Source organism: Chitinimonas sp. BJB300 (assembly GCF_002735695.1).
GTDB lineage: Bacteria > Pseudomonadota > Gammaproteobacteria > Burkholderiales > Chitinimonadaceae > Chitinimonas.
In genome coordinates this window covers 1-12759 of record NZ_PDZH01000028.1, presented here as the reverse complement: position 1 = coordinate 12759, position 12759 = coordinate 1, and the positions used below count along the sequence as shown (strand labels likewise).

At 55.9% G+C, this 12759-nt stretch carries 13 protein-coding genes and 1 pseudogene; 12 read left to right on the top strand and 2 right to left on the bottom strand.

The features are described from left to right. Positions 1 to 100: 100 nt before the first annotated feature. Entirely contained in the window at positions 101 to 1396 is a 1296-nt protein-coding gene (locus CSQ89_RS06795; protein ID WP_099405425.1) for a CAP domain-containing protein, read from the bottom strand. Between the two features lie 289 nt (positions 1397 to 1685). Between CSQ89_RS06795 and CSQ89_RS06790 the strand changes: the two genes are divergently transcribed. The 12 genes from CSQ89_RS06790 (at position 1686) to CSQ89_RS06735 (ending at position 12205) form a co-directional block, all read left to right on the top strand. Beyond that, a complete protein-coding gene (locus tag CSQ89_RS06790) occupies positions 1686 to 2267 on the top strand; it encodes a lytic transglycosylase domain-containing protein (RefSeq protein ID WP_158228926.1) in 582 nt (193 codons plus the stop codon). A 277-nt stretch (positions 2268 to 2544) separates the two neighbouring features. Beyond that, positions 2545 to 2871: a TrbC/VirB2 family protein gene (locus tag CSQ89_RS06785; RefSeq protein ID WP_158228925.1), complete on the top strand. Its 327-nt coding sequence runs from the start codon at positions 2545 to 2547 to the stop codon at positions 2869 to 2871. Between the two features lie 18 nt (positions 2872 to 2889). Continuing rightward, entirely contained in the window at positions 2890 to 3180 is a 291-nt protein-coding gene (locus tag CSQ89_RS06780) for a VirB3 family type IV secretion system protein (protein ID WP_099405422.1), read from the top strand. Further along, complete coding sequence (locus tag CSQ89_RS06775; RefSeq protein ID WP_158228924.1) at positions 3173 to 5713, top strand: hypothetical protein; 2541 nt, start codon at positions 3173 to 3175, stop codon at positions 5711 to 5713. Before CSQ89_RS06780 ends, CSQ89_RS06775 begins: the two co-directional genes overlap by 8 nt. Then, positions 5710 to 6399, top strand: a complete 690-nt coding sequence (locus tag CSQ89_RS06770) for a type IV secretion system protein (protein ID WP_158228923.1) — start codon at positions 5710 to 5712, stop codon at positions 6397 to 6399. Before CSQ89_RS06775 ends, CSQ89_RS06770 begins: the two co-directional genes overlap by 4 nt. Before the next feature lie 91 nt (positions 6400 to 6490). After that, a complete protein-coding gene (locus CSQ89_RS06765; protein ID WP_139023140.1) occupies positions 6491 to 7501 on the top strand; it encodes a type IV secretion system protein in 1011 nt (336 codons plus the stop codon). 6 nt (positions 7502 to 7507) lie between these two features. Beyond that, the gene (locus tag CSQ89_RS06760) at positions 7508 to 8194 is read left to right on the top strand and encodes a type IV secretion system protein (RefSeq protein ID WP_099405418.1); all 687 of its coding nucleotides are present in this window, start codon (positions 7508 to 7510) and stop codon (positions 8192 to 8194) included. Further along, positions 8191 to 9138: a TrbG/VirB9 family P-type conjugative transfer protein gene (locus CSQ89_RS06755; protein ID WP_099405417.1), complete on the top strand. Its 948-nt coding sequence runs from the start codon at positions 8191 to 8193 to the stop codon at positions 9136 to 9138. Before CSQ89_RS06760 ends, CSQ89_RS06755 begins: the two co-directional genes overlap by 4 nt. After that, positions 9128 to 10423 (top strand): TrbI/VirB10 family protein, encoded by a 1296-nt coding sequence (locus CSQ89_RS06750; protein WP_158228922.1) that lies wholly within the window; start codon positions 9128 to 9130, stop codon positions 10421 to 10423. Before CSQ89_RS06755 ends, CSQ89_RS06750 begins: the two co-directional genes overlap by 11 nt. Positions 10424 to 10454: 31 nt before the next feature. Further along, positions 10455 to 11453: a P-type DNA transfer ATPase VirB11 gene (gene virB11, locus CSQ89_RS06745; RefSeq protein WP_099405415.1), complete on the top strand. Its 999-nt coding sequence runs from the start codon at positions 10455 to 10457 to the stop codon at positions 11451 to 11453. Continuing rightward, a complete protein-coding gene (locus CSQ89_RS06740; protein ID WP_099405414.1) occupies positions 11434 to 11841 on the top strand; it encodes a hypothetical protein in 408 nt (135 codons plus the stop codon). Before virB11 ends, CSQ89_RS06740 begins: the two co-directional genes overlap by 20 nt. 7 nt (positions 11842 to 11848) lie before the next feature. After that, a complete protein-coding gene (locus CSQ89_RS06735; protein ID WP_099405413.1) occupies positions 11849 to 12205 on the top strand; it encodes a hypothetical protein in 357 nt (118 codons plus the stop codon). Between the two features lie 69 nt (positions 12206 to 12274). On the opposite strand, the pseudogene CSQ89_RS06730 reads toward CSQ89_RS06735, so the two are convergent. Continuing rightward, positions 12275 to 12528: pseudogene (locus CSQ89_RS06730) on the bottom strand (IS5/IS1182 family transposase); the annotation flags it as partial. Positions 12529 to 12759: the final 231 nt, after the last annotated feature.

Here is a 12759-nt window from a genome sequence, read left to right as displayed (position 1 = left end):
ACATCCGGCACCTTTCATCCAACCATTCCGGTACGGGCGATCGACCCATTCACAGCAGCAAAGTCATTCCCCGAACAATGCCTCGCTGCCCTACACGATCTTAGGGAGTAACCGTGACAGTGGCTGCCAGAGTGATGGCAGGATCAGCACGATCATAGAACATCAGATGCAAGACCAACGTGTTCGACACTGCACCTGACCCAGTAATCGTAGTGCCATCTTGGTCGTCCTTAAAACCAGGGCTTGGAGACATATCGCCAGGGACTCGATCAACACTGTAGTTCTTGATACTCCAATAGCCACTCGGTGTCTTGACGGTAATGCGCAACGTATCGGTACCCTTCATCACCAGGTTTCCGGCTGGCAACAAGTCGATCTTGTCTGCTGTGGTGAATGACCAGGACTTCGTCAGGTTCAATCCGTTATCGGTACCAGTGAAGACAACCCGATAAGTCTGGCCGGCAGCAAGCGGCTTGAGCGGAACCAAATAGGCGGCACTGCTTTTCAGCTTCCGCGCTGGATCTGTTGCTGCCGTCAATAATCTGGCCGATAGCTTGTTGCCTGCCGGATCAAACAGCTCAAAGCTGCTGACGGTCAGGGTATTGCCGTTGGCCACCTGAATGCTGACGGGATTACCCACGAAACGTTGATCCACGGGATTGATGTCAGGCAGGGGGCGCGGTGACTCAACCGCATGTTTAAATCCGGTCGTCACGCCGGTCTGGCCGTCGAAGGGGTAGGTACCGACGAAACTGGCGACCGGGACTCCCGCCTCTATCTTGTAACCCGTGGCAATCACATTGGCCGCACCGGGCAGGACGGCAATACCGACATCGCGTAGGGCAGGGTTTAGCAATCCTGCACGGTGGTAGACAGAGTTGATAAACCAGTTTGCCGCGAATTGGCTTGATGCTGACCCGCAGGTTGCCACTTCACTACCATAGCTACCACTGTAACCGGCAGCATTGGCGCGTGAGAGCGGTACAGCGCCAGTAAAACCGGGTTTCCCGACCGTCTCCGAGTGTATCCATAAGAGTCCGGTACCTGGGTCGACACTTGCCTTCATTGAACAAAGGTTGTTCACCTTGATGTAATTCGCGTGCGCGGCGGCGGCCGTATCTAGCGCACCATTCTGCGCCAATAGGCCTATGCCCATTTTCTGGCGGATCGTATTGATCTGGTTAAATGCTATGAGCTCGTTGGCATCGGTCGCATAGGTCGGTGCCGGAACACTGACCTGATGGTTGTCGCACGCGGGCGCGTTACTGCTGCCATTCGTGCAAGCCTGGGTCTGCCCACTATTTGCCGTTGAGCCGTCTCCGCCGCCGCCACAGGCGGCCAAGCCTAGGGGCAGCAATAGACTCAGAGCGATGTTCGGAATTGTCTTGAAGACCATCTGGATACTCCTAGCGAAGTGAGCGGATGCCTTGGGTTTAGCCCCATACGGCTAGAGGACGATTTCCCAATAGGCATCGCTGAACGTAAGACAACGCGATCAGGTACGGACCAACCACACCGGAACCAACTTTTGGATGTTCATGTCTGTCATCGACGACAGCAGGCAGGGAATAGTTGCACCCCGGATGAATAGACGCTCCAACACGACACAGGGGATGAAGTGTGGACAGCAGCGTAGTGACGCGTTATCCCTGGTCAGCAGTCCGTCAGGAAACCGGCTCGGTCCTATGCGTTACGCTTCGATCTGTTCTGCGCAATGGCTCAGTTTCACCTTGTTGACGCTTGCCGCAGCCAGCGAGCCTCAACGTCCCAGAGAGCCCAAGCTTTCTCAACAGGCATTCGCGCATTTCCTCGCGAAATGCGCACCTCATATCCACCCGCTGACAATGTCCGCGGTGGCCGGCGTCGAGAGTAAGCGTTACCCACTCCGCATCCATATCAATGGCAACAAGCAGCTTGCGCACCAGCCCTATACCCTCCAACAGGCGGTCAGTACTGCCATCTGGCTTGAACGGAGGGGGTTTTCATTCGACGTTGGCATTGGCCAGCTCAACAACGCCAATGTCCGGAAGTACCGGCTCAGCTGGCAGCAGGCCTTCGATCCCTGTACGAATCTCTCCGTGGCCGGTGACATCCTGCTGGGCAACTTCCTGGCCGAACGACCCACCCACAGGAATGACCAGGCAGCCATCCAACGTGCGCTGTCGCGTTACAACACCGGCAGTCCGGCACGTGGATTCTCGAATGGGTATGTGAGGAAGGTCGAGGCTGAAGCAATCCGCCTCCTCAAGTCCAGCAAGTTGGAATGAGTACGACGGCAATCAATGAAGGTAGTGGCGTTGGACGACCAGATACGCGTACCTGGGTGAACGCGATATCGGCTGCCACGTTTACTCACTGGCTTCTCGGCCAACGACAGCTGTCATTGTCCTTGTGCGTACCGTGAACTCACGAGAATTAACTCTCTCTAATATTCCATTCACCAAAGACCTATTCTTTGCGCGAAATCCCTAAGCCCGGTGAATGAGGCACAGTGCAATCCGGACGGCAATACCAGACAAGTCACGATGTCAGGAGTATCCACACATGAAGCCCATCAACATCCAGGCCCGCAATGTGTATGCGGCTGTGTCCCAGGCCTACTATCGAACTGGCGCGAAGCTCACCATTGCTTTACTGGCAATACTGGCAATGATGCCCCCTGCCCATGCCGATGTGCTCCAAAGATTTCTAAACAAGGGGGTTGATCTTCTCACCAATAAATATGCCCGCGCCGCAGGGATCATTGCGATTGCGTGCTTAGGCTACAAGATGAAAATCGGTGAGCTCGACAAGCGCAGGGCCATGTTCACCATGTTCGGTATCGCCATCGTGATTGGTGCACCCACCATCTACGACCAGTTTGCCAGATAAGCTGAGCGTCGAACTCTTATGGCAGATCAGCATTACAAGATTGAAGACCCTTTCTATCAAGGCATGACCAGGGAGGCGAACTATTGGGGTACGCCCCTCGATTTTCTGCTGGGGAATGCCGTCTTTTCCATGATGGTGTTGATTCTTTCTGGCGCGTTCGCTGTGCCATTCTTTCTGTTCATCCAGGGTATTGGCGCACTCTATACCGCCATGGACCCAGATGGTTTGTCAGTTCTGATGGGCACGCTGTTTCAAGCGGGGGATGGCGCTAACCAGGATATCTGGGGCGGCCAGTCATACGATGTTTGACGCCCTTTTCCTTGCAGCGCCCGATTCTGAAGCAGCGATTCGCGTCAGGCGTGAGCGCAAGGTAGAAACGAAGCTACCGTTTGTTGCCCATTACAATGACACACAGATCCTCAATGATGACGGGACCCAATTCGCCGTCATCAAGCTACAGGGCATTGCCTTCGACACCCTCAGTGCTGATGAATTGGCCTTCAAGAAAGAACGCCTCAATACGTTGTTGCGCGGCTTCGCCCGGTCAAACATTGCGATCTATTCCTATCTGATCCGACGGCGGGACCATGTTTATCCCTCTGGTGCCTACAGCTCAGCATTCGCCGCAGAGCTCAACGCGTATTGGGCAGAGGAACAGCGTAAACACGCCGCGCTGGTCAACGAATACTACCTCGTTATCGCTCGCAGACCGGTGGGGAAGGGCGCTCAGGGCGTGATCGATCGCTTCAGGAAAGTCAGCCACACGGCTGAAATGGCGGCGGTTGAAAACCAACGCGCTGACATTGCCCAGGACATAGAGCGAATGTGCGCCCGCGCGCTCAAAAGCCTGGTTGACTATCAGCCGCGGCTGCTCAGTCTGTACCAGGATACGCACGGCGACTGGTTCTCCGAGCCCCTGGGCTTTCTTTATTATCTGGCCAACTGGCGCTTCTGCGAGGTAAGGGTGCCTCGCCAACCAATCAAGTCCTGGCTGTTTACCAACCGACCCGTGTTTGATAACGACTTGAAGACCTTTGTCCATCTTGGCAAGGTCGCCGACCGTTATGCAGCCGTGCTGTCCACCAAGGAATACCATTGCGAAACGACCCGTTCCGGCATGCTCAATGGGCTGCTCAAGGTGCCGCACGAACTGGTTTTCTGTCAGTCCTTTCTGTTTGAAGACAGCCGTGCCGCCACCACGGAAGTGGATCGCCAGCAGGGCAGGCTCGAATGTGCGGGCGACAAAGGTCAATCGCAGATCGACGAGCTGGATGCGCTGATGGATGACGTGACCAGCCGCAGAACCGCCATGGGATGGCATCAAGGGATAGTGATCGTCCACAGCAACAATCCACGCGATGTGGGCCATGCCTCCCCAGGCCGTCAGGCGGGTATGGAAACGGAGGCAAGGGCTGTCATCGACGTGATCGAGGCATTCGACCATGCCAACATCGAGATCGTCCGCGAGATGTCGAGCGCCATGGAGATTGCCTATTTCGCGCAATTCCCCGGTAACTACAGGCGACTGATCCGCAAGAAGCGCATCAATACCTACAACTTTGCGGCTTTCATCGCGTTCCACAATTACACCGAAGGGCGCATGGCGGGGAGTTGGTGGGGCAGCGCCGTGACCACGCTACCCACTGAAGGCGGCTCCCGGTACGCCTGGAACTGGCATAGCTTTGGCGGTGGTATGCATTATCCACCGGGCCATACCATTTTCGTCGCACCGACAGGTACCGGCAAAAGCAGCAAGCTCAATGCGCTGATTGCCCTCAGCGACAAGTTCGGCATGGTGTATGTCATCTTTGACAAGGACGATGGCAGCTACGCCTTCATCATGGCCAATGGGGGCAGGTATATCGACCTGGTACCGGGTCTCTCCACTGGCTGGAATTTCTGCCAATTGCCCGATACCCCCCTGAACCGCGCGTTCATGCAGTCGCAGCTTGAACTGATGCTGTTCGAACTCAGCCCGGAGGGACGACGCGAAGAAGCAGAGGATGGTGACCTGGAGAAGATCAATCGGGCGGTCGAAGGCAACTACCGGCATCTCCCCGAAGACCGGAAACTGGCCAACCTCGCCCAGTATTTCGGTGATCCCGGTATCAGCCGCCTTCGCCGCCGATTCGATCAATGGCTGCCGGGTGGAAAGTATGCGGGTGCGTTTGATAGTGACAGCGACACCTTGTCGTTCTCTGGTGCCCGTTACTTCGGCTTTTCGATGACACAGGTCTTCGCCACCAAGGATGATCGCTATATCACGGCGATCCAGGACTACATCCGCCACCGGATAGCCGCGTTTCAGCGTGCAGGCACCCGCCTGATCATCACGTTTGAAGAGGCCCAGACGCTGCTGAAGCACCCTGATTCGCGCGCCCAGATCGATGAATACCTGGAAACCGCACGCAAGAACGACACCATCATCATCGGCATCACGCCGAACCCGGCGGCTTTCCATTTGTATGGGACGGATGCGTTCATCCGCCAGAGCGCGACCAAGGTCTATCTGGCAAACCGGGGCGCCAAGGCCGAGGACTATTGCGATCACTATGGCGCATCGACAGCGCACCTGGAGCTGCTACGAAGCTGGTCCCCTGACGATCACAATATGTTGATCACCCATGAGGGAAAAACCGTGGTCGCCCACCTGGATTTCAGTGCACCTTCGCCGATGGCCCGGTTTCTGCCCCTGTTGAGCAGCAATAGCAACGCGCGCATCGCCATTGAGGCGTTGATGTCCGAAGTCGGTACCGCCCCACAGCATTGGGTGCCGATCTATATGGAACGCCATATACAGCAAGATCGGGCAAGGTTGGCTTCATGGAGAAAACACACATGAAACTCCCTATGCATCGCGCTGTTGTCGCCATCGGTATTGGGATCGGGCTTTTCGCCCAGTCCAGTGCAGCCGGCGTAGCGGTCTATGATGCGACCGCCAATACGCAACTCTACAAGCAGCTCTATCAGGCCTATCTGCAGGTCAACTTACTGCGCTCGCAATATGAAGCCATCAAAGGCGCATACGGGATGGGCAACCTTAAACAACAGGAACTCAACAAGGTGGTAGAGCAAATGCCACCCTCCTGGCGTGAGGTGGTGAGTCTACAGCGTTCCAAAGGCCAGATGCGCCAGGCCGACTACTACCGCCGGCTGCTGCAGGTCATCGAGAAAAATGTCTTCCAACAAGGCGATCGCCAATCATCTGCTATCCGGCTTAGCCAGGACAATACCCATGCCGCCTTTACCGCCACTGACGAACTCTATGCCGTACTGGGTGAACATCAACGGAACGTCATGGCGCTAACTGGCCAGATTGAGTCGGCACCCAACATCAAAGCGGCCATGGATCTCAACACGCGGTTGCAGGCCGAGCTTGCCATGGTGCAGGTCTCTTCCAGCCGTCTGCAGGTGATCCAGAATCAGCTGAAGGCAACCGAGCTAAACAATCAGAACCAGTCGACGATCGATCGCCGTCTCAACTTCAAATACAACCCGGCGTTCTCTTACCGAGGTGGCCAGCAATGAAGCCCCTGTTCCTGTTCATCTGCGTATTGATACTGAACGCCTGTGCCACCCAGCCCCCCAAGCCGGTCAACTGTACGGATGCCGGGGGACCGTGCGCTCGCCGCTCCTTACCCAACAACGGGCCGGTATACAGCTAGGCAAGACGGCCATGTCGCTTCCTTCGGTAGTGATCCACGCCTACGACGTGGAACTCGCGAACTTTGTCACCACAACCTGGGGACAGGTCGCTGTGATTGTGACGCCATGGATACGCAGCATGGCCATCATCCTCATTGCGCTCTATGGATACGGCCTGCAGTCGGGCAAGATTCAAGCCCCCGTCCCGGAGGCGATGCGCACCCTGCTTACGATCGGTCTGGTCACCCTGGGCGCCACGCAGTGGGAGTGGTTCCTCTATATCAACGACATCGCCAACCACGGCGACGATGCATTTCTGCATGTCTTTCTGGGTAGCCATAGCGCCGGGGCGGGTCTGGATGCCTTCTTTGATCGCGGCATGGATACCTGTTTCGCGATCTTTGCCAAAGCAGGTACCTATGACTTCGCCTTATATGGCCTAGGGATCATCGTGTTCCTGGCCACGCTGATTCAATCTGCCATGGCCATCTTCATCATTCTGGAAGCCAAGATCATGTCTGCGATGCTGATTGCCTTTGGTTCGATCTTTATCGCGATGTTCCTATTCCAGATGACCCGGGCCATTTTCATGAACTGGCTGCAAAGCCTGCTGGGCTTTCTTTTCATGAAAATCCTGGCTTTTGGGGTACTCGCGATTTCCCTGCGCGTGTTCAAGCGCATCGTTCCCGATGAAACCCTGTTCTCCGAGCAGGCACTATCACCGGAAGCGATGCAGGGCGGTGTACTCCCCTTGCTTTTGATGATGGCGGTCATTTGCGGCTTGCTGTGGAAGGTTGGTGGCATCGCCGCACGCCTCTTCAATGGCATGGCAGCAGATACGGGTGCTTGGGGTGGCTTATCCAAAGCCGGCAGATCCCTGGCCAATCTTGCCCGTGGTGCAAGGTCCAGCAGTACCAGGCGCCACCAGAACAGAGCGCACCAGGAGCTATTGGATGCATTGAAGTACAAGCGGACCAAGCGATAGCCCACCATGATGCCTAAGCCAACCGTGCTGAACGATCCCAAAGCGAGTGAATGGGATTACTCGACCAACAATGCGGCAGCCGTAGATCGAAACCGTTGGTTTATCGCCTTTCTCATCATGGCTTCCCTTTGCTGCCTGCTGGCTGTTGCCTGGATCATGCGCGGATCCATGGAACAAGTGATTCCCGTCATCCTGCATATGGATTACCGGAACGGCACCGTCGTATCCGTCAGTAACCCCCGGTCCAAGGACGACCTGACCCCGAGCGAACGCGAGGCAATTGCCATGGAGCGGGCAAGCACCCTAGTGATGGCGCGGGAAACCTGGGACAAAGCCGACCAGCTTCACCGCGATGCCTTGGTCCATGCCCTGTCATCCGAACAAACGTGGCAGTCATACCAGGCAGACGAAAAAGCCGAGAACAGCCGTGCCGTCAAATTCGCGGACAAATACCGTGTCGAAGTCGAGTTGGGCACCGTCACGCCCTTGCCGGACGATCCCAACACGATCCAAGTCCGCTTTGTCACGACCGTCATCGATTTCGGCAACGGGCAACGCGGCCAGCGCCAGTACAAGCTGGCCACCATCAGCAGCACCTATGCATCCGGCAAGCTCGACTATGCCACGGCATTGCTCAACCCCCTCAACTGGCGATCCAAGCGTTACCGCGTCGACAAAGATCCGAATCGATGAAACTCCCGGCGCTCTACCTGTTCGCTGTCGTTGCCAGCCAAGCTGCGATGACCGTTGACGCAGCCGAAGCGTGCACGCTCGCGGCAGAAGGCCGCATCCGGTCCTGCGCCTATTCCTCAGACCGCGTCTTTACGATCTTTGCCGCCTTTGGCCGGGCAGCGACGGTCGAGATTGAGGAAGGGGAAAACGTCCGCTATACCGCCCTCGGCGACTCCATAGGGTGGCAGAGTTTTACCTTGAAGGGTGTCCCTGGCTCACCCGTCCACATCAAGCCATCAGAGGCGGGCAACATCGACGGCAGCCGATCTCCCTCAACGAACGTCACCATCGTCACCGACCGCCGCAAGTATTACATCGAGGTCCAATATTCCTCGGCCAAGACGGCAACCTATGGCCTGCGCTTCATCCATGACAAGTTTCCAACGGTTGCGCTACCCACCGCGATGAGGGTGGACCTGCCGACGGAAACCAGCCAGGCGCAGCAAAGTAAGTCCGCACCATTAGCGCTGGGGGAAGGAAATATCGAACCGCCATTCATTCAGGAAGGGAGCCTTCGCGCCTCCGTGACTGGCAATGCAACGCGCCCCCCAACGCCCAATGATCCGATCACTGCCTGGAACTGTGATTATTCGGTGGCCGGTACTTACAACATCGAGCTCGTTCGGGTCTGTGACAACGGTTTATTTACCTACTTCCAATTCGCCGAGGGGGCGGACAAGCCGGCCATCTTCATTGTCGGGCCGGGTGGAGAAGAGATTCTGGCGGATGTAGAGCCTGACGGACGTCGCTATGTCATTGCCAAGAATGTGACCAGCCAATTCATCCTGCGCATCGGCAATGAAGCGCTGTGCGTCTTCAACGAGTCGCGGAAACTCCGTCAAAAGATGCACCCGATGCCACGCCGTGACCAACGCTCACAAAGGGTTGCAGGCCATGACCGATAACCCTGAATCGAACAACGCGCTGAATGAGCGTGAAGCGGCAATGGAGGCGTTACCTTCTCGGCCAGCTGGCCAGGCAAAGCGGGGACGTCCACAGGACAGTCGAAGTTGGCTCTCCAACGCGTTATGGATAGGTGGTGTAGGCAGCTTGCTACTGGGTGTGTGGTACCTGGATGAAGTGAAGGAAAACAAAAAAGCCGCCAAGGAAGCGGAGGTCGTATTACCCGATCCGCCTGCAGAAGGCACGACGGCTGTCGCTCCCCTGCGTGCCGGCCATACTGCTGCGAGCAGACTGGAGACTGTCGGCGAATTACCTGCACCCAAGCGCAACCTTGCCCTGGCAGACAGTAGCATGCCTGATGCGCAATACAGCGGGGATAGCGCAGCACAGGATCAAGCAGCGAGTCAGGCTGCGCGGGAAGCCCAACAGAAGGCGCAGCTGCTACGCGAGACACGCCTGCGCTCTGCGATCGCGATTTTCCCGGAAGGGGACAAATTGGATTTGCCCGCCGGCGCCTCCACGGAAGGCAACGCAAGCTATGGCCAGGGCGACTTCCCGCCCATGCCCCCCTTTTACGCGCAAGGCCAGCCCCCCTCAGTAATACCGGCAGCGCAAGAAAGCGTGATAACTGACGACACATCACGTAGCAATAGACCAGCCAAGATGCAGACCGGAGGTTTTCCTGCCAATGCCAGTGTTCGCAAGCTACTGAATCTTGAATTCACTGCCTTACAAGGCAAGATGATTGATGCGGTACTGGAAACACCAATTCAATCCGACAATTGTGGTTCTGTCAGGGCGATGGTCACCTCACCCCTTTACGCCGAAAAGGGAGACCGTCAGTTGCTACCTTGGGGCACGCGCCTGATCGGCACTTGCAATGCTGCCATCCGGGCAGGGCAAGTGAGGATCTACATCGTCTGGCTGCGGGCAGTGACGCCGCAGGGCATCGACGCCATGATCCACTCCGATGGAGCAGACGCGCTGGGTCGCGCAGGCATTCCTGCCCATGTAGACAATCATTTCTGGCGTATCTGGTCGACATCGGCCGCGCTATCGATCATTGGCGCCGGTGCCGCCACTTCAGGTCGTAACAATGAATCCCGCGGTGCAGCGCACTATTCCGCTCAGGTGCAATCGTCCTTTGCCAATACGGCGCAACAGACGCTCTCCAACAACCTGAACATCCCGCCGACTTTGAGCGTGAACCAAGGTATGCGTATCAAAGTGTTTCTACAGCTGGATCTGGATTTGAGCAACGTCCTGCAGGATAGTGGCCCACCATGAATCCCGTGCTCAGCATCCGCAAGGATGAGCGATGCCCTTCATAAACCAATTCAATGCGGCACTACGTACCCATCTCCGCCCATTTAGCGATGCCCTCGATACGGAAAATGTGAACGAGATCATCGTCAACCGACCCGGCGAATACTGGATGGAAAAGGTCGGCCACAGCGGGATGCAACGATTCGAGGTCAACGCTGACATGCGCTGGATGGTTGAATTGGCCAATCTGATTGCCGAATTTACCAAGCAGTCTGTGGGTCAAACACAACCACTGCTGAGTGCAACCCTGGGCGATGGTGTCCGGGTGCAGATCGTGATGCCCCCGGCGACCAAGGCAGACTATTTTCTGCTGTCGATTCGTAAGCCAGCAATACTGAACCTGACCCCGAGCTGGTATGACGAACGAGGTGCCTTCCGTTCGGTCAATCAACTCGGCGAGAAAAAGGAAAAGCTACGCGAAGCACTGAGCACGCTGTACCTGGCAGGTGACTGGCATGCGTTTTTGAAGCAGGCCATCCAGGGACGACAGACGATCCTGGTTTCCGCTGGCACCAATGCCGGCAAAACCACGTTCATTAACACTTGGCTCAAATACATCCCATTGCACGAGCGGCTGGCAACCATCGAGGACTCGCCTGAGCTACGGCTACCGCACGAGAATATCGCCCCGCTGTTCTTCTCACGCGGTAGCCAGAACGCCGCGAAATACAACGCGAATGATCTGCTGAGTGCCTGTATGCGTCTGCGGCCCGATCGCATCATCTATGGCGAGATCCGTGGACCGGAAGCGTACAGTTTTCTGAGCGGCGCCATTTCTGGCCATGATGGTTCCGTGACCACGATCCATGCCAACAGCTGTGAGATGGCTTACGAGCGTATGGCGATGTTGGCGCTGGAAGCCCTGCCCAATGCAAACCGCGATTTCATGCTCGCGTTCGTCAAACAAGCCATTCCTATCATCGTCCAACTTGACTATCGAAACGGGGAACGCTTTGTCAGCGAGATACATTTTGATCCATTACTGTCTTAACGCTGTCGCCCTGTCACTCATTGCGGCTAATGCCTGGGCTATCGCGCCGAAACTGCAGGTTGATCCGGTGATTCAGTCGCAACGCGACACGTTACGGCGCGAGATTTTGCAGAACGAAATCATCGAAGAGCAAAAGCTGGCGGAAAGAGCACGGGCAGCCATGGAGGAAGCGATTGCCGCTGGCGACGCGGCGGCGGCCAGACAGTTGCAAAACAATGCCCGATTGCACCTGAAGAATATTGACGAGATCACGCGGGAAATAGGGCTGACAAAGGCAACAACGCAGACTAAAGCGATGGATTCCCTATTCCACAAACCTCAACTTACACCAACGCCAACGTTGCAACAGCTTGGCGTTCCAACTTGGGTGAATTTCCCCCAGGAGTAACTTTCTTATGGGTAACAACGTACTCACGCAATCCCTCAGCGGCGCGATGCGGATTGCAGAACGGATCGGTCTGATAGCGCAAGATTGGGAAGTGAGCGGCACGGTGAGCCGTATCGGTTTTGTTCCACATTTCAAGGCAGCCCGTCAGGGCTACTACATTGTCCTGCTCAATGAGCCGTTGGAATTGATCCGCATCCCAACGGCAAACCTTGCCAACGCCTATATCGAGGCACTGGCACTCACCACACCGGGTGATGAAGTCAACATGGTGATTTCTGGCAACCAGCAAGCCATTGTAGAGGGCAATGCCAAGATGATCGCTTTTACCAACCATATGCTGGTTGGTGACCTTGAGCGCTTATAGAGTTGCCATGATCCCAATGGCGAATAACTCCGCAATTAATCAAATATTTGCGTAGGGTCTGTTGACGTTTCACATCGGTAGCCATAAAAAACCACTGGCTATGGAAACCATGCTCTCGTCGATCCTCTTCAACTGGTCAAACCGGAATGCCACTGCCCGGTAATACTTCAGCCCTGCAAAGGCGTCTTCAACCAGATGCCGGAGCGATACCACCCTCTGTCCAGATCCACATTGCCCTTCACCGAGTTGCGCCTCCTGGGTATCACTGCTTGAGCACATTGTGCTTCGATCTGTTCTCGGATGTACTCACTGTCATCGCCTTTGCCATCCAGGATGACCTTCTCGCATCTTGCCGTTGATTTCCTGGTTGTCAGTGCTGGATAACTCCGGTCATTTGGTCTTCTTCAAACGAATATATTGCGCACCCTGCTGAGAAAGGCAGCGGGTTTGGTGCTATCTTGCCGCGCCTTATCAGAAAACGATAAAGCACTGCATAAGTGCATGATTATTATAATGTCATTTTGTTTTTCCTCCCTGCTTTCCAGCCCTAAACC

Bases quoted from the DNA above. Each gene is read 5' to 3' on its own strand.
- CSQ89_RS06790 (WP_158228926.1), top strand. From the start codon at position 1,686: ATGCGTTACGCTTCGATCTGTTCTGCGCAATGGCTCAGTTTCACCTTG.
- CSQ89_RS06785 (WP_158228925.1), top strand. From the start codon at position 2,545: ATGAAGCCCATCAACATCCAGGCCCGCAATGTGTATGCGGCTGTGTCC.
- CSQ89_RS06735 (WP_099405413.1), top strand. From the start codon at position 11,849: ATGGGTAACAACGTACTCACGCAATCCCTCAGCGGCGCGATGCGGATT.
- CSQ89_RS06795 (WP_099405425.1), bottom strand. From the start codon at position 1,396: ATGGTCTTCAAGACAATTCCGAACATCGCTCTGAGTCTATTGCTGCCC.
- CSQ89_RS06780 (WP_099405422.1), top strand. From the start codon at position 2,890: ATGGCAGATCAGCATTACAAGATTGAAGACCCTTTCTATCAAGGCATG.
- CSQ89_RS06750 (WP_158228922.1), top strand. From the start codon at position 9,128: ATGACCGATAACCCTGAATCGAACAACGCGCTGAATGAGCGTGAAGCG.
- CSQ89_RS06760 (WP_099405418.1), top strand. From the start codon at position 7,508: ATGATGCCTAAGCCAACCGTGCTGAACGATCCCAAAGCGAGTGAATGG.
- virB11 (WP_099405415.1), top strand. From the start codon at position 10,455: ATGCCCTTCATAAACCAATTCAATGCGGCACTACGTACCCATCTCCGC.
- CSQ89_RS06770 (WP_158228923.1), top strand. From the start codon at position 5,710: ATGAAACTCCCTATGCATCGCGCTGTTGTCGCCATCGGTATTGGGATC.
- CSQ89_RS06755 (WP_099405417.1), top strand. From the start codon at position 8,191: ATGAAACTCCCGGCGCTCTACCTGTTCGCTGTCGTTGCCAGCCAAGCT.
- CSQ89_RS06775 (WP_158228924.1), top strand. From the start codon at position 3,173: ATGTTTGACGCCCTTTTCCTTGCAGCGCCCGATTCTGAAGCAGCGATT.